Below are 20,381 nucleotides of genomic sequence, written 5' to 3'. Positions count from 1 at the left end.
TCTAGAGGGGACGCTCTCCTATATCGCGGGACAGCTTAAGACGCTGACTTCTATCGCCTCGCCTACGGGCTATACCCGTGCGGCTACTGATTATCTGATGGAGGCCCTGCGCGATATGGGCTTTGGGCCCGAGCGTTCTAATAAGGGTAACGTGCTCGTTGAGCTTGGCGGCGAGGGCGAGCCGCTCGTACTGGCGAGCCATGTCGATACCCTAGGCGCCATGGTGCGTTCCATTAAGGACAATGGCCGCCTGCGCCCCACGACGCTCGGTGGGCATCAGTGGTCTACGGCCGATGGCGAGAACTGCACCGTCTACACGCGCGACGGCAATGTCTACACGGGCGTGGTTCTTAACACCGAGCCTTCGGCGCACGTGGCCGACGAGCCGGTCAAGACCATCGAGAAGAACATGGAGATCTTGCTCGACGAGAACGTCGACAGCAAGGACGATGTGCTTGAGCTGGGCATTCAGACCGGCGACATCATCGCTATGGATCCTCGCACGACGGTGACGGAGAGCGGCTACATTAAGAGCCGCTTCCTGGATGATAAGCTATCGGCCGCCATTTTGTTGGGCTTGGCGCGTGCCGTCGCCGCTGGCGAGGTGACGCTTTCGCGTAAGGTTTCGCTGCTCTTTACCGTGTACGAGGAGGTGGGCCACGGCGGCGCCTTCGTGCCGGCCGACACGCGCGAGATGATCAGCGTTGACATGGGCTGCGTGGGCGACGACCTAGGCTGCACCGAGCACATGGTGTCGATCTGCGCCAAGGATTCGGGCGGTCCGTACAACTACGACCTGGTGACGGCGCTGTCCAATATCGCGCGCGAGCTTGAGCTCGATTACGCTATCGACGTGTATCCGCATTACGGTTCGGACGTCGAAGCCACGCTCTCTGCCGGCTACGACATTCGCCATGGTCTGATCGGCCCCGGCGTGTATGCGAGCCACAACTACGAGCGTAGCCACATGGACGGCGTGCGCAACACCTTCGAGCTCGTCCGCGCCTACGTACAGCGCTAGCGATGCAGCGGCCTCGGCTGATACGGCAGTACCGACCGAGGCCGTCCTCTCTAAGTTGCGGTGAAATAGGGACTGTTTGGCGGTTTTAAACGCTTAAACAGTCCCTATTTCACCGCAACTTATGAAGGGGATGGGACTACTTGATGGCGCCGGTCACGGTACCGCCGCCGAGGACGATGTCGCCGCGATAGACTACAACGGCTTGGCCGGGGGCGATGGCTCGCTGCGGCTCGTCAAAAGTCAGCAGCATTTGCCCGTCTTCGCCGCGCGTAAGGGTCGCTGCTTGGTCTTTCTGACGGTAACGGTACTTGGCGCCCACGCGAATGCCGCCGGCATCGAGTTCTGCCTCCATGCGGTCGGCAGGGGCGCTCCAGATCCAGTCGTCGGCCGTGAGTGCTGTGGCCGTTAGGTCCTCGGCCTCGCCCAGATGCACGGTGTTGTTGACGGCGTCGACGCCTGTCACGTATACGGGATGCGCCATCGCTACGCCCAAACCCTTGCGCTGGCCGATGGTATAGCGCAGTGCGCCGTTGTGGCGCCCGACCACGCTGCCGTCGCGCCATACAATATCGCCCGGCTCGGCGGCATGTCCGCAGCGGCGCTCGATATAGCCCGCGTAGTCGCCGTCTGGAATAAAGCAGATATCCTCGCTCTCGGCCTTTTTGGCGTTGGCAAAGCCCTGTTCGGCGGCAATGCGGCGCACGTCGCGCTCTTTGTCCAGCCCGGCCAGCGGAAAGATTGTGCGCGACAGCCGCTCCTGCGTGAGCGAATACAAAAAGTAGCTCTGGTCCTTCTTGGGGTCCTCGCCGCGATGCAGCTGCCAGGTGCCGTCGGACGCCTGGCTCGTTTTGGCGTAGTGACCTGTGGCGATGTAGTCGCAGCCCATATCGAGTGCCGCATCGAGCAGCGCGCCAAACTTAATATGGCGGTTGCAGATGATGCACGGATTGGGCGTCAGCCCCTCCTGGTAGGCGTTAACAAAGCGCTCGATTACGTTGCGGTCGAAGGTCTGCTGCAGGTCGAGCACATGGTGGGGTATCCCCAGGCGCTCGGCGACGGCCTTTGCATCAGCGATGTCGCGGTCGACCTTACTCATGCCCGTGACGGGATCGGGCGCGGGACAGGTGAGGCGCATGGTGGCACCGACGCATTCGTAGCCCTGGCGCTTGAGCAGATAGGCAGTCACGCTGGAATCGACGCCGCCGCTCATGGCGACGAGCACGCGCTTGTTGTGCATGGGGAGGTTCTCCTTGGTGGCATGTGGCCAAAAAAGAAAAGCGGCGCGGGAGGCTGGTTCCGCGCCGCAGACATTGTAGCAAGTTCGGGTGTCATGTGGGACGCCCTGTTGGGATGAGCCCAGGCTGCCAGAAGAGAGGGAAGGCCGGCGTGCCTTGGACTCGTTCTAAGAACGAGAAGCTCTAGTCCTGGAACAGTGCCGTGGACAGGTAACGCTCGCCGGTGTCGGCAAGCAGGGCCACGATGGTCTTCCCCTCGTTCTCGGGGCGCTTGGCCAGCTGCAGTGCGGCCCACACGGCGGCACCGGACGAAATGCCCACGAGCACGCCCTCCTTGTGGCCCACGGCACGGCCGGTGGCAAAGGCGTCGTCGTTCTCGACGGGGATGATCTCGTCATAGACCTGGGTGTCGAGGACGTCGGGCACAAAGCCGGCGCCGATGCCCTGGATCTTGTGCGGGCCGGCCTGGCCCTTGGAGAGCACCGGGGAGGTGGCGGGCTCGACGGCGACGACCTTAATCTCGGGGTTCTGCTCCTTGAGGAACTCGCCCACGCCGGTCACGGTGCCGCCGGTTCCAACGCCGGCGACGAAGATGTCGACCTTGCCGTCGGTGTCATCCCAGATCTCGGGGCCGGTCGTGGCCTTGTGGATGGCGGGGTTGGCGGGGTTCACAAACTGGCCGGCGATAATGCTGTTGGGCGTCTCCTTCTGCAGCTCCTCGGCCTTGGCGATGGCGCCCTTCATGCCCTTGGAACCGTCGGTGAGCACGAGCTGTGCGCCATATGCCTGCATAAGTTTGCGGCGCTCGACGGACATGGTCTCGGGCATGGTGATGATCACCTTGTAGCCGCGAGCCGCCGCCACCGAGGCGATGCCGACGCCGGTGTTGCCGCTCGTGGGCTCGATGATGGTGTAGTCGCCGCCGCGCACGAGCTTGCCGGCCTTTTCGGCCTCGTCGATCATGTTCTTGGCGACGCGGTCTTTAACGGACCCGGCGGGGTTGAAGTATTCCAGCTTGACGAGCACGCGGGCCTTGAGGTCCTCATCGGCCTCAAAGTGAGTGAGCTCCAGAAGCGGGGTGTGGCCGATAAGCTGATCGATGGACGTGTAAACATTGCTCATGGTGAACCTCCAAAGTGTTCAAATGACTGGATACCGTGTGGTTTTACGGTGTGTATAACAGCTAAACCCACAAACCTTATGGGTTGTTCGTTTTGCTGTTGGCAAGCATAGTAGACAGTAAAGCCTAGTAACGCAATAGGAAATAGAAGATTATTACGAGTCGATTAACCATCTTGACGGGAATGGGTATTTTCAAAACCAATTTTTCGGCTAGAATTTCTACGGACTAAATGACCGAAAGGCAGCACTATACATGTTGGTTTCTACTAAGGGCAGATATGCCCTGCGCGTTATGGTCGATCTGGCCGAGCACCAGGCGGCCGGTTGCATCCCGCTCAAAGAGATCGCGGCGCGACAGGGGATTTCCGAGAAATATCTCGAGAACATCTTGGCTACGCTCGTGCGCGCCAACATGCTTTCGGGTATGCGTGGCAAGGGCGGCGGCTATGTGCTCACGCGCCCGCCCGAGCAGTACACGGTGGGCGAGATCTTGCGCCTGACCGAGGGCAGTCTGGCGCCGGTCGCCTGTCTGGATGGCGACTGCAAGGGCTGCTCGCGTTCGGATGAGTGCCCCACGCTCGACGTGTGGAAGAACCTGGACAAGCTCATCAACGACTACCTCGACGGTGTGACGCTCGATCAACTTGTCGCTCCCAACCATGGCTACGACTACGTCATCTAACCCACACCTGCATTTGGGGACGGGGTGGAAATGGTAGATTTTCTCGCCCTTTGAGACTTGGCAAATAAGAAGGCCGCCCATTTTTGCGATGGGCGGCCTTCGTTTTGGGCTGTTGAGACGGACACGGCCGGAATGGCCGTTTTAGTCCTCGGCGATGCTGTCGAGGATGCTGCGCGTGATGGACACCAGGATGCTGCCCATAAAGGCGGATCCAAAGCTGGCGATGGAGATGCCGACGCCCAGTAGGTTGACCGACAGGTAACTCGCGAGCTCAAGCATAAAGCTGTTGACGACAAGCTGGAAAATGCCCAGCGTAATGATCGTGAGCGGCAGCGAGATGACCGTGAGGAACGGTTTGACGAACGAATCGACAATGTTCAGGAACAGTCCCACAAAGGCAAAGCAGACCCAGGTCTCGGCAAAGCCGAAGGGTTGGATACCGGGGACGAGGAACGTGGCGATCGCGATGGCGATCGAGGTGAAGAGCCAGTTAAGCATAAAGCGCATGGCGTGAATCCTTTCTTGCGCCGGGATTGCTGGCGTCGCGTGAAGCGGCTTACGGCGGCGACCTGGATGGTTGCGCGGGCGCGCCGCGGTGTTTGGGCGCCCATTGTCTCAAATATTCGTGGAGCTTACGTGCGCATATGGTTTCTAAACGGCGTTCGTCCTGAAAAACGCGCCGCTGGCAGAGAGTCTTGTCGCTTTAGTTTGGTGGTGTGCTACACTGCTACGGGCAAAAGCCACAGGCGTTGCCCTATTGCATAGAACGGGCGAACGATGCCCGATGTCAGTATCAACTTCGATGCCTTTTGGCGGGTTTGGCGGTGATCGATGAATATCGAGAACATGTTTGACAAGCCTGATGTCAAGCAGCTGGTCCACGCATTTAGCCTTTTGGACGACGAGAAGGATATCCAAGCGTTTTTGACCGATATCTGCACGCCGCGCGAGATTTGCGACCTTTCTCAGCGTTTGCAGGTTGCGCGCTATTTGGACGAGGGCGAGCCTTATGTTGAGGTTCAGGCCCGTACCGGCGCTTCGTCCACCACGGTGAGCCGTGTTTCCAAGGCGCTCAACGGCGAGTACGGTGGCTATCGCAAGATCCTCATCAAGCTGGAGGATGGCGAGTAGGCCAACGGCAACAAACGAATCAGCTGGAGCCGCCCCTTCGGGGGCGGTTTTTGTGTGTCGAAAATTGATTCCCTGGGGACGGAGGAAAACGGATCATCGAGGGGGTCTGGTGCAAAGTAACCTGACCCCGATGCGCCAAAACATGTTGGTGTGGTGCCATGTTGTCCGTGCGGGCGGGTAGGATAGATGCGTTGAATATTGCGAACAGTTTGAGTGGAGGACCATGCCTGTTCGAATCTATACCACCAATGCCGGCACGGATTTGAGCGATGCCGAGGCGGCGCTGCTGGCCGACCTGGTTGCCCGCCACGGGCGCGCTGTTCTGTTGGCGCCCTCGTTTGCCGAGCTCGACTTGTGCCGTCATGATGCGGCAGAAGCCGGGGTTTCACTGGGTATCGATTACAAGACGCCCACATCGTGGCTCCGCTCGCTGTGGGAGCTTATGGGCGATGGCCGCAGCTTTGTGGATAACCTTCAGCGCCAGATGCTGTTCTCGGACATGATCGACCGCCGCGACGACGCTGCTCTGCAGCCGCTCTCGCGCAGCCAAGGCACGGTACGCATGCTTGCGCGTATGGCCCGCGACGTGTTGCCGGGCGTGGCGGGGACGGGCGACGAGCGCTGCCGCGATGCCGCCGCTCAGCCCGAACCCAAAAGCGACGCCGAGGCCCGTGTGTTCGAGCTGTTGAGCGCCTATGCGAGCGGCTTGGACCGTCGAGATATGGTCGAGCCCTGCGAAGCCGCCGATATGATGGCGGAAGCCCTGGCGAACAACCTGCCGGGGTGCGCCTGCGCCGTCTACGTGCGTGGTGTCACGTCGTTTACGCATAGCCTGCTCGGGCTGTTGTCGGCCGTGGCGAACAATGGGGGAGACGTTGTCGTGCTGCTGACTTGCGAGCAGGCGGCGATGCGCGAGGACCTGGCTGCCGCCTTTGATGCCCGCGGTGTGCTGTTTGAGGTCGCGCCGCTGGGGGAGGGTGCCACTGTGCCCCAGACTGCCTCCGAGTCCGCCGCTCAGCCTACCTTTATAGAGGTTGCCGGCCCTCACGCCCGCGCCCACGCCTATGTGGATGCAATCGATGGGCTGGTAAAAACGTGTGAGGACGCCGCGGTCGACGGCGGTGTCACGGCGTCTGCGGACCCCGCGCGCGTGCTCGTAGTTTCCGCCCGGGCGCCCCAGCTGTTCGGCGAACTCGCTGCCCGTCTGGCGGCGCGTCACATTGCGGCCGAGACGACTGAGTTCACGGCGTTTTCCCAGTCCATCGCGGGCAGGCAGTTTACGGCGCTCGCCAACCTGATCGAGCGTATGAAAGCCGCCGACGAGGGCACCGCTTCCAAGACCGAGTGGTGGCCCGCTCCGGAGCTTACCGACTGGATTTATAGCCCGCTTTCGGGTGCCGACGCCGCGAGCGCCCGCGGCGTCGACAAGAACATGCGCCTGTCGCGCAGCAAGACCATTGCGGGCGTCAAGAGCCTGCTGCAGAGCGTGCAGGGCCAGGTGAGGGGCGCCCGCAAGGCCGCCAGCGAAGATAACTGGTTTAAGAACGTGCCATGCGTGGTCTCGGACGTGTTTCAGGCGCTGTGGCGCGACAAACCCGTGACGGCGCTCAAGGCCATGCTCGCCGTTGCCGAGGCGCTGCCCGATCGCGCTCTAGGCGGCCTTGACGGCCAGGCCCGTCGCCTGGCGGAGACGGCTCTGCTGCGCCATGCCATCGACATCCTTATGAACGATGCTCGCGCGCTCGACGTGTCACAGGCCGCGACCGTACCGGTCCTCGACGGCGTTCGAACCAAGGTAGACAAGCGCAGTACCGCTTACGATTACGAGACCTACGAGGTCGATCGCACACCACGGGCACAAGTGCGCTTTGTGTCGCTTGCCGATGCGTCGGTTCTGCGCCCTGGCGGCTACGATGCCGTGCTGTTTGTCGATGTCGACCTGGACAGCTACCCGCTTTCGCACGAAGAGGGCCCGCTTGCCACGTTGACGGCCGAGCTGCGCCGCGACGGCGTGTCTTTGGAGCCCGCCGCCCTGCTGCGCGTGCGCTTTGGCCGTGCAATGCAGGCGGCGAGCGGTCCGGTCGCGCTCGCCCGCGTGACGCACGATCGCCAGGCACGCGAGTGCTACCCGGCAGCCGTATGGACCGAGCTGCGGGCACATGCCGAGGCCGCTGGCGCTGCCAAGCCCACGCGCGTGGGCGAGGGCGATATCATCGCCGACTTTGATCCCGCTGCAGGCGAAGGTCTTAGGCGCGAGCGCGTGACCTGCGAAGCTCCTCAGCATCTGAGCGATGAAGCCATTCCGTATTTGGTCCTGCGCCGTCGCGATGGCGGGGGCGAGGGGGCGCCGCTTGTGCCGCGCCTGACGTCCGCCTCGCAGATCGAGGCCTATTCCACCTGCCCGCTGTGCTGGTTCGTGTCGTATCGCGTCAAGCCCCAGTCGATTGACGCGGGCTTTGGCAACATGGAGAAGGGCAACTTTGTCCACGATGTGCTGGAGCACTTGCATGCCCGTCTGCCCCAAGAGGGCATAGAGCGCGTGACGCCCATGAATCTGCCCCGGGCGCAGGAGCTGCTGCGTAAGGTCTTTGACGAGACCTTGGCCGAGCACGCTGGCAAGCGCGGCACGGAGGGCCCGCTGGTGCCGCTCTCTGCGGTGGAGGAGCGCCAGGTGGCCGAGATCTTGCCGCAGCTGGAGGGTGTGCTTGCCTACGAGTCCGAGGCACTTGCCCCCTTTGCCCCGCGCTACCTGGAGTTCGCCTTCAACGAGCTCAAGGTCGAGTATGCCGGTTGGCCGCTTGGCGGGCGCATCGACCGCGTGGACGTGGACGCCGAGAATCGTGCCGTGGTGATCGACTACAAGCATCGCACGGGCGTTGAGGAGTTTAAGCTCGCCGACCCTACGGTGCGCGACGAGGAATCGGGCACGGCGCCCATCGACGATCCGCGCTGGTTGCCACCTCATACCCAAACGCTCATCTACGCCCAGGCCATGCGCCGGGCGCTGGATTTGGACACCCGCGCGGCGCTCTACTTTTCGACCAAGGGCGGCAAGCCGGCGTTGCGCGGTGCCGCGAGCGCCGAGCTGCTCGAGGAAGAGCGCGGCGACGGTCGCATCCCGGGCCTTAAGAAAGGTTTCCCCGGCGAGGGTGGCGGCATGGACTTCGACGCCCTGCTCGATCGCGTTGAGGCCGGCATCGCCGAGCGCCTGCGCGAGCTCGAGGCAGGCAACGTTGCCGCCGTCGACCCGACGTCGGCTCAGGCCGCGCATGCGCGCTGCTCGTATAACCACCAAGGAACGTTTGTAAGGAGGGACGTGTAGACCATGGATCTTTCGACCTTGATGCCGCAACAGCTGCAGATCGTCAAGACGCTCGACCGTCCGCTGTTTGTCTCGGCGGGCGCCGGTTCGGGCAAGACCTTTACCCTCACGCGCCGCATCGTCTACGCGCTCTCGCCCGAATCCGGTCCGTTCGTCGAGCATCTGGACCAGGTGCTCGCCATCACCTTTACCAAGGATGCCGCGGCCGAGATTCGCGACCGCGTGCGCCGTGCGCTTATCGACGAGGGCATGGACGAGGAGGCGCTGGCCGTCGACGACGCATGGATCTCGACTATTCACGGCATGTGCTCGCGTATCCTGCGCGCGCACGCGTTGGAGCTGGGCATCGACCCTGAGTTCACGGTGCTCACCGATACCGATGAGCTCATGGATCAGGCAGTTGAGCATGTGCTGGGTCGCGCGACGGCACCCGATGCCGCCCCCGAGCTCGCGGCATCGCTCAAGGCCCTCTATGCCTGGTATCCCATGGCGGGCGAGGGCGGTTCCTTTGGCGGCGGTACGACCATCAAGGGTCTGGTGCGCGACCTGCTGGAGCTGTCGAGCCAGTTGCCGGGCGGTATGGACGACGTGCGCGTGGCGCGCGGCCAGGCCGATACCTCGGCACTTGCCGATGCCTATCGCGCGGCGCTGGGCGCAAGCAAGGCCTCGACCGAGAAGGCGCAGGCGGCGCTCGATGCCATCGACGCGTTCGAGGCGAGCGGCAAGACCATGGTCGATGCGGCGCGACTCATGATGTCATGCACCATGCCGCGCGCGAGCAAGGCATTCCCTAAGGAGCAGGTCGAGCTGCTCAAGGCCGAGGCCGCCGATGCGTTTATCAATATCGTGCTTGCCTGTGGTGCCCCGGCGCTCGATGCGCTGGTGGGGCTTGCCCGTGCTGTGGAGGCGGAGTACCGTGCGCTCAAGGCCGACCAGTCCGCGCTCGATAATAACGACCTGCTTCGCATGGCGTACGAGGCGTTGCGCGATTACCCTGCCATTCGTGCTGCGTACGAGGGCCGCTTTAAGATGGTCATGATCGACGAGTTCCAGGATACCGATCAGATGCAGGTCGATCTGATCCGCTACCTGACGGGCGCGGGGGAGCGCGCGCTGTGCACCGTGGGCGATGCACAGCAGTCGATCTATCGCTTCCGCGGCGCCGAGGTCGAGGTGTTCCGTCGCCAGGAGCGCAAGGTAGGCGCTTCGGGCGCGGCGGCAGCTGCCAGCACCCCGGGCGCCGTCCTCGCTTCGTCCGAGGTGTCGGCCTCGTCCGGGGCACCGGCCGGTGAGCTCGTCAAGCTCGTGCGCAACTTCCGCAGCCATGACGAGGTGCTGCGTTACGTGGCGCGCGTCTTCGATGGCGATGACGGCGGCCTGATGCAGGGCTTTTTGGATCTTGAGGCGAGCGACGGCCGCAAGGACACGCTGGTGGCAGACGCCTCGCGTCGCCAGGCCCTCTTTGTTGCCGGCGGCAGTACGCAGGAGCGCACACAGGCCAAGGCCCGTGCGATCGCCGAGCGCTTCCGCGCGCTTGCCGATGCCGGCCAGCCCCAGGGCGGCATGGTGCTGCTGCTGGGCCGCATGACCAACGCCGACGTCTACGCCCAGGCCTTCCGCGACCAGGGGCTCGACTGCGTCATCACGGGCGGCTCGGTCTTTGCCCAAGCAGCCGAGGTGCAGACGGTGCGCGCCCTGGTTTGTGCGCTCGCCAATCCGGCCGATACGGCGCAGGGCCTTATGCCGCTGCTCGCCTCGCCGATGTTTGCACTCGGCGCCCAGGAGTTCCTGGCGCTGGCGACCAAACTCGACGATCAGACGGGCGAGACGTCGCGCCGCAACATCGATGCGGGCATCATGAGCGATTCCGATGTGCCGGGTTTGCAAGACTTGCCGCTTGTGACGCGCGCCCGCGAGGTGCTGCGGTATGCGCTTCGTCGCGTGGGCCGCGATTCGTTCGCCGCCATCGCGCGCGACGTGGTCAACGCCTCCGGCTGGTTTGTGCGTCTGGCGCAGCGTGGTCCCGAGGGCAAGGCCATTGCCGCCAACGTGCTCAAGGCGCTCGACGCCGTGGCCGAGGCGGAGGCCGAGTTCGGCAACTCGCCGCGTTCCATCGCGCTGGCCTTCGACCGCTTCTTGGCGGGCAAGGAAGCCCCGGGTGCCCTCAACGAGGAAGGCGACGGCGCGGTGCGCATCATGACGGTGCATGCCTCCAAGGGTCTGGAATATCCGGTCGTGGCGGTCGCCGAGTGCTTTGGCGTGCGTAAGTCCTCGGGTGCGGCACAGATGGGTCGCGTCGAGGGCGGAGCGCAGGTCGTGGCACTGCCGGCACGCTTCGACGGCGTTAAGCTTGCCGACGGTACCTTTGTGAAGGGCGACGACGTCAAAAAGCAGTTTGAGCACGCGTTTAAGGGCAAGGGCACGTCGCTGTGGCTGCCGCCGGAGCTCATGGAGGACGTCTGTGCGACGGGTTCTCCCGCCGAGGCATTTGCTCGCCTGCGCAACGACGACCTGCAGCTTTCGCTCGAGGAGCGGGCTCGTCTGCTCTATGTCGCCATGACGCGTGCGCGCGAGCTGGTGATCTTGGCGATGGATGCCGGCGTGAGCCGTGGCAAGGTGACGGCGCCGACCTTCGATGTCGAGACGGATCTGACCTACGATGTCCTGCGTCGCATTCTGCCGACGGACGCTCTGGACATGCCGCAGCTCGATGCCGACCGCCTGGTGTTCGACAACTCCCAACCGGGCGACTACGAGCTCATTTCGCTTTCGGACTTTACCTTTGGCGAGCAGGCGTTTGAGGCCAACGCTTCGCTGGATGTCGAGGGCAGGCTTGTTCGTGGCGATGCCGATACAGATGCTGCCGACGATTCGGCCAGTACAATCGTCCCCGGTCCTGCCGACCCCAAGCCCGATTCGTTTGAGCTTGTGTATCCCCAGGCAGTGGGCGTGCGCATGGGCATCTGTCCGTTTCCGGTGCGTGACTCGTATAGCTACTCGTCAATCGCCGCGGCGCTCCATGCCGAGACAGAAGACCGTGCCGCCGAGGCGCGTGTGCCCATGGACGAGGCTGGCGATGATGCGGAGTCGGATGGTTCCGAGATGACGGATGCGGACGTGGCCGCTGTCGAGCCCGCCGGCAACCCCATGGCGCTGGGCTCGGCGTTCCATGCCGCCTGCCAGTGGCTGATCGAGATGGGTTCCGATGCGCTGCCCGCTGAGCGTGCCGATGCTCTGGCGCGCCTGTGGCGCCTGACGCCGGAGCAGCGCGAACGCTTCGACGTTGCCCTGAACCGCTGGCTCAAGTCGGCTGTTCGTGCCGATCTGCTCGCGTGGCCGTGCGTTCGCGCCGAGGTGCCGTTCTTTTCGCTGGGCTGCGAGGACGAGGACATCGCTCGCTACGGTGCCTATGCCGAGGGCGCCATCGATGCACTGGCCACCGACCCGGCCGATCCGTCGCGCGCCCTGGTCATTGATTACAAGACGGGCGGCACGCCGGACGAGACGCCGGACCAGCTGCTCGAGAAGCACGCCCTGCAGGCGCGCGTTTACGCCGACGTGTTGCACAAGGCGGGCTTTGAGGCTGTGACCGTCAAGTTCGTCCGCGTGGAGCAGCCGGATCCGACCCTCTTCGTCGAACCCGCCGAACCTCAAGTGGTCACCTACAACTTCTAGCCCTCAGATAACTTGCGGTGGAATACGGACTGTTTTGGCCAAAAAAGCCGCCAAACAGTCCGTATTTCACCGCAACTGCAAGAGGAGCCGTGTGGGTTTGGCTAGGTTCGGGTGCTGTCCGTGCCGTGGGGTAAAATCGTTCAGTCAGAACACGAACCCGCATCGGAGCTCATCACATGGCATTCGTCCATCTGCACAATCACACTGTTTTCTCCATGCTCGACGGCGCAACCCGTATCCAGGATATGGTCAACCGTGCCGTTGAGCTGGGCATGCCCGCCGTGGCCATCACCGACCACGGCTACATGTACGGCGTGCCCGACCTGGCGCTGGCCTGCGACGCCGTCAACCACAACACGCCCGAGTACAAAACCTGGAGCCACGACAAGGCCTTCTTGGAAAAGGACCGCCGCGACGAGCTGGTGGAGCCCGATCCCGAGGAAAACCCGCGCGAGCATGCCCAGTATGTGAAGGACATGGCCATGTGGGACGAGAAGGGCAACATCGACGAGCTCAAGCCGCCCCTGGTCATCAAACCCATCTTTGGCTGCGAGGTCTACTTTACGCCGGACGAGACGCTCGCCCGCGACCACAAGCCCGAGCTCTACCACATGATCCTTCTGGCCAAGGACCAGGAGGGCTACGTCAACCTGATGCAGACGGTCTCCGAGGCCGCCGTACAGGGCTTTTACTACAAGCCCCGTGTGACGCTCGACAACCTGCGCCGCCACGCCAAGGGCATGATCTGCACCAGCGCCTGTATCGCCGGCATCATCCCCAAATACATCGACCGCGGTGACATGGAAGGCGCCATCAAGTGGGCCGAGACCTTCCGCGACACCTTCGACCCCGGCGACTTCTACATCGAGATCCAGGAACACGGCATCACCACCGACAACGGTCTGACCGACGAGCAGATGGACCGCACGCTCATCGACATCGCCAAACAGGTGGGCGTCAAGGTCATCGCGACCAACGACTTCCACTACCTGCGCCGCGAGGACGCGCCCGTGCAGGACGTCATCATGTGCATCGGCATGAACGCCAAGGTCGATGACCCCAACCGCATGCGCATGACCGGCTCGGAGTTTTACATGAAGACCGAGGAGGAGATGCGGGCGATGTTCCCGTATTGCCCCGAGGCCTGCGACAACACGCTCGAGATTGCCGACAAGTGCTACGTGGAGCTCGACTGGGACTCCATCATCCTGCCGCGCTTCCCGTTGCTCGATCCCGGCGAGACGCACGAGAGCCAGTTCCGCCGCGAGTGCGAGAAGGGCCTGCGCCAGCACTACGGTGACGACTGGGCCACGCGCGAGATCGGCGGAGTCAACATCAAAGAGCGCTTTGAGTACGAATACAAGGTCATCTGCGACAAGGGCTTTGCCGCCTACTTCTTGATCGTTGCCGAGTACGTGCAATGGGCCAAGGACAACGGCATCGGCGTCGGCCCCGGCCGTGGTTCTGCCGCCGGCGCTATCGTCGCCTACGCCATGAACATCACCGCGTTCGACCCGCTCGAGAACGGCCTGATGTTCGAGAGGTTCCTGTCCCCGCAGCGTACCGAGATGCCCGATATCGATATGGACTTCGACGATGAGCGGCGCCTCGAGGTCGTGGAGCACGTTCGCCAGCTCTACGGCCCCGAGAAGGTCACCCACGTCATCACCTACTCGACCATCAAGGCCAAGCAGGCCATCAACGACGCTGCGCGCGTCCTGGACTATCCGGTCTACATGGGCCAGCGCCTGTCCAAGATGGTCTCGAGCGACCCCAAGGTCAAGCTCAAGCAGGTGCTCGACAAACAACCTGGCAAAGAGGATCTGTTTAACCCCGACTTTGCCGAGGCATATAAAAAGGACGACGACGCCCGCCGTATCATCGACACGGCGCTCTCGATCGAGGGCCTCACCCGCGGCGAGGGCGTGCACGCGTGTGCCGTTCTAATCTGCCGCGACCCCGTCAACGAGCACGTGCCCACCAAGCTCGACACCAAGGGCGGCGTCGAGATTACCCAGTACGAGGGCCATACCGTTGCCGACATGGGCCTGCTCAAGATGGACTTCCTGGGCCTGCGCACGCTGACGGTTATCTCCAAGGCCAAGGCCAACATCAAAAAGAACTTCGGCATCGACATCAAAGAGGAAGAGATTCCCTTTGACGATCCCGAGATCTTTAAGCTCATGGGCTCCGGCCACACCGCCGGCGTCTTCCAGGTCGAGTCCGCCGGCATGACGGCCACGATCAAGAACATGAAGCCCACCGAGTACAAGCACGTCGTAGCATTGATCGCCCTGTACCGCCCGGGCCCGCTGGGCGCCGGCATGGTCTCGTCCTACATCAACCGTATGAACGGCAAGGAGCCGGCCGTCTCCTACGACGACCGTCTGGACGACATCCTGGGCGAAACCTACGGCACCATGGTCTACCAGGAGCAGGTTATGCTCATCTCTGTCGAGATGTGCGGCTTCTCCAAGGGCGAATCGGACTCGCGTATCCGTAAGCCCGTGGCTAAGAAAAAGATTAAGCTGCTCACGTCGACGGTGCTGCACTGGGAGGATGGCTCGGACGAGACCACCTACGACCACTGGATGAACGGCGCTATCAAGAACAACTACACGCGCGAGGTCGCCCAGAAGATTTGGGACGATGTTCTCGAGTTCGCGTCTTACGCCTTTAACAAGTCGCACTCCGCCGGCTACGCCATCCTGGTTATGCAGACGGCGTGGCTCAAGGCGCACTATCCGCACGAGTACATGGCGGCCGTTCTGACGTCCTACACAGGCAAGACCGACAAGATCGTGCACTACGTCTCGGCATGCCGTCACGACGGCATTCCCGTGCTTTCGCCAGATGTCAACGAGTCCGGCACCGAGTTCACGGCTACCAAGGAAGGCGTGCGCTTTGGTCTGGCCGGCATCCGCGGCGTGGGTACCGGCGTGGCGCAGGCGATTATCGCCGAGCGCGAGGCAGGCGGCCCGTTTAAGACGCTGCACGACTTTGTCGAGCGCGTGGATTCGAGCCAGGCCAACCGCCGCGTGATCGAGTCGCTGATCAAGGCAGGCGCCTTCGACTCCACGGGCTATCCGCGCCGCCAGATGATGCACTTTGTGGACAAGAACAACCCCGAGAACATCATCGATGCCGCGGTAAAGCGCCAGAAGGACCGCGCGAGCGGCCAGACCTCGTTCTTCGACATGTTTGGTGATGTTGAGGGCTCGGGCTTCGAGGTCAGCGTGCCCGATCCGGACGGCCAGGAATGGGACCGCCACCTCAAGCTGAGCCAGGAGAAGGAGGTTCTGGGCATCTATGTCTCGGACCACCCGCTGCGCCCGTTTGAGTATGCGCTCAGCAAAGCGCGCGACTTCTCGTTCTCGCAGATCGATACCGGCTACGAAGTGCAAAACCCCACGGGCGGCACCATCAACCAGGAGATCCCCGAGGGCAAGGCACTGTGGTGGGCCGGCATGGTCTCGAGCGTGTCCAAGCGCGTGACCAAAAACGGCGACCCCATGGGCATCGTGCAGCTCGAGGACATGGAAGGCGAGGCCACCGTCGTGGTGTTCCCCAAGACCTACAAGGAGGCCGAGGGGTATCTGTACGGCGAGGTCGATCCCGAGACCGGCGCACAGCTGTCCGATGCGTTTGTTCGTATTAAGGGCAAACTCGAGCGCTCGGACCGCGGCGACCAGATCATCGCGCAGGAGATCGTGCCGCTGGAGCTCAACGAGGAGAACAACAAGCCCAAGGTGTTTGAGGTCATGGTGCCCAACAGCCGCTTTAGCCAGGGCAACATGGCGCGCCTGGCCACGGTGCTCACCACTAACCCGGGCGGCGACCGCGTGGAGATCTTTATCGAGCAGGTGGACGGGCGCGTGCTGCGCGCCGAGGTGCCTGCCAAGGTCAACGCGCGTTCGATTCCGCTGCTGGCCGAGGCCAAGGCCATCGTGGGTAACCAGGGCAGAGTGACGGTTATCTAAAATGATTTTGCCGGGGTAGCTAATTTGGGACGGGGCTATTTTAGCTACCCTTTGACTGACGGCGAATAAGCCAGGGTCGGAATACATCTCAACCGACATATGAGGGGTAGCTAAAATAGCCCCGTCCCAAATTAGCTACCCTGTGTGGATTGGAGGAAGTGATGGCGCAGGGGACGTTTGTGCAGGCGCTCCGGAAAGAGGCGGCGCTGAGCGGCACCTTTATGAAGGGGCGTTCGCTCATGCTCAACGGCGCCGTGCTGTCGATCGAGGACAGCGGCTCGCGCTTCTCCAAAAACGTGACGGTTGAGGGTGCAGTGCGCGGCTCGCGCGGCGACCTGTACAAGACGCACGTGGCGCTCGACATGGACGAGCACGAGGTGATCGACTACGACTGCGATTGCCCCGCTGCCTATCGCTACCCCGGCATGTGCAAGCACGCCATCGCCACGGCGCTTGCGTATCTGGACGCAAGCGGCATTGAGCCCGTCGAGGGCCTGCGCACGCCGGTCCGCACGTTTACGGCGGCGCCTAAGCAAGCCGCGCGTCCTGCGTCTGCCGCACCGGCGGTCAACCCTAACTTTCCCTTCCCGGCGCCCGTCCCCACGAGCCCGAGCCTCATGAAGGCGCTCTCCGATCTTTCGGACGCGCGCATGGATGAGTTGGCGGGCATGCGCCGCAAGCTCGCCGGCACTGTCGACCCCGATGCCCCCAAGGCGGTGTTGGAGCCCTCGCTGGTACCGTACTACAATCCGCTGTTTGCCGACCGCTTTAGCTGGGCGCTCGAGCTTCGCATCCGCTGCGGCTCGGTGTCCTACGTGGTCAAGGACATCGACGGCATGGCCGCCGCCTACGTGCGCGGCGGCACGTTCTCGTACGGCAAAAAGCTCACATTCCTCCATACACCTGAGGCCTTCGACGAGGTTTCGGTGCGTCTACTCGACCTTGTTGTGGCAACGGTTGTGTATCTGAGCGACATCACAAGTTCGCGTTCGGCGTCGTACGATTTTGCACGCAGCGGCTTTGTCGCCGAGCGCCAGCTGCCGCTGTCCGAGCATGACATCGTATACATGCTGGACCTGCTGCGTGGCCGGACCATTTCCTTTGAGCCCGCCTGGTCGCGGGGAACGACGACGCATCGTTCCTACGAGGTGGCGGTTGAGTTGTTGCCGGTGGGGGAGGACGAGGCCTCGGCAAAACAACCGCCACTCCTTGCCGCCAAGATCGCGCCGGCGGCCGGTGGCAGCTACGACCTGCGCCTGCCGGCCGATACGTACTGCTTTGTCGCAGGCGACGCGGCCTATCTGGTCGACACGCACCGCGCGCGCCGCGCCGATGCAGCGTTTGCTCAGCATGCCGCACCGTTTCTGTCGCGTCTGCTGCCTTGTCGCACGCCGGTCCATATCGCCGCCGAACAGGTGGGCGAATTCTGCCGCATGGCACTGCCCGTGCTGCGCGAATACACTGACCTCACCGCTCCCGCCGTGCTCGACACCGTGGCGCCCGAGCCGAGCTTTGCCATGGCAATCGGTGTCGACGACGGGCTCGTGACCTGCAAGATTACGGTTGCCTACGGTGATTGGTCGGCAGATCTCTTTAGCCTGGGTGCTCCGGGAAGCCCCTTCGAAGAACAGCGCCCGGGCGTGCCGCCGCGCGACGAGATAGCAGAGTTTCGCGTTATGGACACGGCGGCCCTGTATTTCGACTTTTACGAGGGCGGCCTGGCGTTTGAGGAGCGCGACGACGCCCGCCTGTTCCGCTTGCTGACCGAGGGCCTGTCCGCCCTGTCCGAGCTGGGTGAGGTCATGCTCAGCGACCGTCTGCGCCAGATCTCGGTCCGCCCTGCGCCCAAGCTTTCGGTGCGTGCGACCGTCAAGAGCAATCTGCTCGATGTCGAGCTGGGTGCGAGCGGGCTTTCGGCCGCGGACCTTGCCGTCTATCTCGATTCGTACAAGCGTCACCAGACGTTTGCGCGTCTCACGTCCGGCGACATCATTCGCCTGGACGAGGGCGCCCGAGCCGCGTTTGGCCTCGCCGAGGACCTGGGTGTCGATGCCGTCGACCTGCTCGACGGCGTGTCGCTTCCCGCGTCGAGTACCCTATTCGTCGATAGCATGCTCGCGCGCACGCCCGCGCTCGAGGCCGATCGTGACGCCGCGTTCCGCCGCACCGTCGAGCGCTTGGATACGCTCGGCAAGATGGACTTTACGGTGCCGGTCTCGCTCAAGGCCACACTGCGCGGCTATCAGGTCGACGGATACCAGTGGCTCGGCTCGCTCGAACACCTGGGCCTTGGCGGCATCTTGGCCGACGACATGGGCCTGGGCAAAACGCCGCAGATGATCGCACATATCCTGGCGCGCGTGGAAGCGGGGGACGCCAAGCCCACGCTTGTGGTGTGCCCTGCGTCGCTTGTGTACAACTGGACCGCCGAGCTGGAGCGCTTTGCCCCGTCGCTCGATGTGTGCGCCATCGTGGGCGCCAAGGCGCAGCGTCGCGTGCAGATTGCCGGCGTTGCCGAGCATAACGTGGTCGTGACGTCGTATGACCTTATGCGGCGCGATATCGACGAGTACGTCGAGCAGGATTTTGCCCGCGTGGTGCTCGACGAGGCCCAGTACATTAAAAACCCGCTCACGCAGGTAGCGCGTGCCGCCAAGCGCCTGCCTGCCGGCGTGCGCTTTGCCTTGACGGGCACGCCCATCGAAAACCGCTTGTCCGAGCTCTGGAGCATCTTCGACTTTTTGATGCCGGGCCTGCTTGGCACGCGCGAGTCGTTTGCCAAGCGCTTCGAAAGCCCGGTCGAGCACGCCGAGGGCGACAGCGCCGCTCGTCTGCAGGCACTCGTGTCGCCGTTTGTACTGCGCCGTGTCAAGGAGGACGTGGTGGCCGATCTGCCCGAAAAGATCGAGGACACGGTCATGGCGCAGCTCACCGGCGAGCAGCGCAAGCTCTACCTGGCCAACCAGGACCGCATCGCCCAGCAGGTGCAGCACCGCGAGGCCGGGGAGTTTAAGAAGGACAAGCTCAAGGTACTTGCCGAGCTCACCAAGCTGCGCCAGATCTGCTGCGACCCGCGTCTGCACTACGAGGATTACAAGGCGGGGAGCGCCAAGCTCGATACGTGCATGGAGCTCGTGCACGGCGCACTCGACGGCGGACATCGCATCCTGTTGTTCAGCCAGTTTACGGGTATGCTCGATATTATCGGTAAGCGCCTGGCCAAGGAGGATATCGCCTTCCTTAAGCTCACGGGCGCATCGTCTAAAGAGAGCCGCGCCAAGATGGTCGCACAGTTCCAGGCGGGCGAGGTGCCGGTCTTTTTGATCTCGCTCAAGGCGGGCGGCGTGGGCCTTAACCTGACGGCGGCCGACGTGGTAATCCACTACGACCCGTGGTGGAACGTGGCGGCGCAGGACCAAGCGACTGACCGCGCGCATCGTATTGGCCAGCAACATACCGTGACCGTGTACAAGCTCATCGCCAAGGACACGATCGAGGAGCGCATTATGCAGATGCAGGAGTCCAAGCGCGACCTGGTCAACAGCGTGCTCGGCGGCGACGGCATCTCGTCGGCACTGTTCACGCGCGAGGATGTTCTGGCGCTGCTCGGCGGCGACGGGCGCTAGCCGCGCGCGGGGTGGGACTGCTGGAGTGGGCAGAACGGTCGACGCATTTTGGCCCGACCGCTTGCCTGGTCCGTTATGTGTTCATTTGCAATGCCGTGGATGGTTTGTCTGCCTTTGGGCATAAGAACCATCAAGAACATTGGCACATCAGCAAAGGAGAACATCATGGCGAAATTCTTTAAGGACCCCGACGGTAAGCTCATCGCTGCCCTTGGCGACGACGTTGCGACCCCTGCCGGTTGCACGGAACTGACCGCAAACACTGAGGACGCGGCGCACGAGAAGCACGTGCCTGTTGTCGAGACCGAGCGCGACGGTCACGTGATTCGTGCACGCGTTGGCTCGGTCGAGCACCCCAGCCTGCCCGAACACTACATTGAGTGGATTGCGCTTGAGGCCGAGGGCCGCTTAGAGGTTCATTACCTTGAGCCCGGCATGAAACCCGCGACGTTTTTCGCGGGCGGCTCCAAGACCGGTACCGTCTATGTCTACTGCAACCTGCACGGGCTGTGGTCCGCGACATTCTAGGAGCGTGCCCCCGCTCGGGGTATCATAACTAGCATATGCACATGCAAGCGCCGGCTGCA

General features: G+C 63.0%; 11 protein-coding genes. 8 read left to right on the top strand and 3 right to left on the bottom strand.

Annotation, left to right across the window (positions count from 1 at the left end; all coding sequences use genetic code 11):
* A partial coding sequence (locus tag ABG996_RS07540) for a M42 family metallopeptidase (protein WP_347500977.1) occupies window positions 1-1,021 on the top strand: 1,021 nt, incomplete at its 5' end.
* Window positions 1,022-1,157: 136 nt separating this feature from the next.
* Here the strand turns inward: ABG996_RS07540 and mnmA are convergent.
* Together mnmA and cysK are read right to left on the bottom strand one after the other, a co-directional pair.
* On the bottom strand, window positions 1,158-2,381 hold the full coding sequence (gene mnmA / locus ABG996_RS07535) for a tRNA 2-thiouridine(34) synthase MnmA (protein ID WP_347478926.1): 1,224 nt from the start codon (window positions 2,379-2,381) through the stop codon (window positions 1,158-1,160).
* Window positions 2,382-2,439: 58 nt separating this feature from the next.
* Complete coding sequence (gene cysK, locus ABG996_RS07530; protein WP_152068307.1) at window positions 2,440-3,378, bottom strand: cysteine synthase A; 939 nt, start codon at window positions 3,376-3,378, stop codon at window positions 2,440-2,442.
* 253 nt (window positions 3,379-3,631) lie between these two features.
* Between cysK and ABG996_RS07525 the strand changes: the two genes are divergently transcribed.
* Entirely contained in the window at window positions 3,632-4,060 is a 429-nt protein-coding gene (locus ABG996_RS07525) for an RrF2 family transcriptional regulator (RefSeq protein ID WP_347478902.1), read from the top strand.
* Between the two features lie 141 nt (window positions 4,061-4,201).
* Here the strand turns inward: ABG996_RS07525 and ABG996_RS07520 are convergent, their stop codons facing one another.
* Window positions 4,202-4,567: a phage holin family protein gene (locus tag ABG996_RS07520; protein WP_035137358.1), complete on the bottom strand. Its 366-nt coding sequence runs from the start codon at window positions 4,565-4,567 to the stop codon at window positions 4,202-4,204.
* Between the two features lie 324 nt (window positions 4,568-4,891).
* Between ABG996_RS07520 and ABG996_RS07515 the strand changes: the two genes are divergently transcribed.
* The 6 genes from ABG996_RS07515 to ABG996_RS07490 all read left to right on the top strand — a co-directional run bounded on the left by ABG996_RS07515 (window position 4,892) and on the right by ABG996_RS07490 (window position 20,322).
* On the top strand, window positions 4,892-5,191 hold the full coding sequence (locus ABG996_RS07515) for a YerC/YecD family TrpR-related protein (protein WP_022094855.1): 300 nt from the start codon (window positions 4,892-4,894) through the stop codon (window positions 5,189-5,191).
* A gap of 223 nt (window positions 5,192-5,414) precedes the next feature.
* Window positions 5,415-8,513, top strand: a complete 3,099-nt coding sequence (locus ABG996_RS07510; RefSeq protein ID WP_347478899.1) for a PD-(D/E)XK nuclease family protein — start codon at window positions 5,415-5,417, stop codon at window positions 8,511-8,513.
* 3 nt (window positions 8,514-8,516) lie between these two features.
* Window positions 8,517-12,188, top strand: coding sequence for a UvrD-helicase domain-containing protein (locus ABG996_RS07505; RefSeq protein ID WP_347478898.1), 3,672 nt, complete (start codon window positions 8,517-8,519; stop codon window positions 12,186-12,188).
* A gap of 176 nt (window positions 12,189-12,364) precedes the next feature.
* Window positions 12,365-16,168, top strand: coding sequence for a DNA polymerase III subunit alpha (dnaE, locus tag ABG996_RS07500; RefSeq protein WP_347478896.1), 3,804 nt, complete (start codon window positions 12,365-12,367; stop codon window positions 16,166-16,168).
* 161 nt (window positions 16,169-16,329) lie between these two features.
* Window positions 16,330-19,794: a DEAD/DEAH box helicase gene (locus ABG996_RS07495; protein WP_347478894.1), complete on the top strand. Its 3,465-nt coding sequence runs from the start codon at window positions 16,330-16,332 to the stop codon at window positions 19,792-19,794.
* A 165-nt stretch (window positions 19,795-19,959) separates the two neighbouring features.
* Window positions 19,960-20,322, top strand: a complete 363-nt coding sequence (locus ABG996_RS07490) for a desulfoferrodoxin family protein (RefSeq protein WP_347478893.1) — start codon at window positions 19,960-19,962, stop codon at window positions 20,320-20,322.
* Window positions 20,323-20,381 lie beyond the last annotated feature (59 nt).

It is taken from the genome of Collinsella aerofaciens, assembly GCF_039836695.1.
GTDB lineage: Bacteria > Actinomycetota > Coriobacteriia > Coriobacteriales > Coriobacteriaceae > Collinsella > Collinsella aerofaciens_BD.
The sequence above is the reverse complement of the archived record's forward strand: the minus strand, read 5'-3'. Positions and strand labels throughout refer to the sequence as shown.

Coding starts and splice junctions, on each gene's coding strand:
- cysK (WP_152068307.1), bottom strand. CDS start 3,378: ATGAGCAATGTTTACACGTCCATCGATCAGCTTATCGGCCACACCCCG.
- ABG996_RS07525 (WP_347478902.1), top strand. CDS start 3,632: ATGTTGGTTTCTACTAAGGGCAGATATGCCCTGCGCGTTATGGTCGAT.
- ABG996_RS07520 (WP_035137358.1), bottom strand. CDS start 4,567: ATGCGCTTTATGCTTAACTGGCTCTTCACCTCGATCGCCATCGCGATC.
- ABG996_RS07515 (WP_022094855.1), top strand. CDS start 4,892: ATGAATATCGAGAACATGTTTGACAAGCCTGATGTCAAGCAGCTGGTC.
- ABG996_RS07510 (WP_347478899.1), top strand. CDS start 5,415: ATGCCTGTTCGAATCTATACCACCAATGCCGGCACGGATTTGAGCGAT.
- ABG996_RS07505 (WP_347478898.1), top strand. CDS start 8,517: ATGGATCTTTCGACCTTGATGCCGCAACAGCTGCAGATCGTCAAGACG.
- dnaE (WP_347478896.1), top strand. CDS start 12,365: ATGGCATTCGTCCATCTGCACAATCACACTGTTTTCTCCATGCTCGAC.
- ABG996_RS07495 (WP_347478894.1), top strand. CDS start 16,330: ATGGCGCAGGGGACGTTTGTGCAGGCGCTCCGGAAAGAGGCGGCGCTG.
- ABG996_RS07490 (WP_347478893.1), top strand. CDS start 19,960: ATGGCGAAATTCTTTAAGGACCCCGACGGTAAGCTCATCGCTGCCCTT.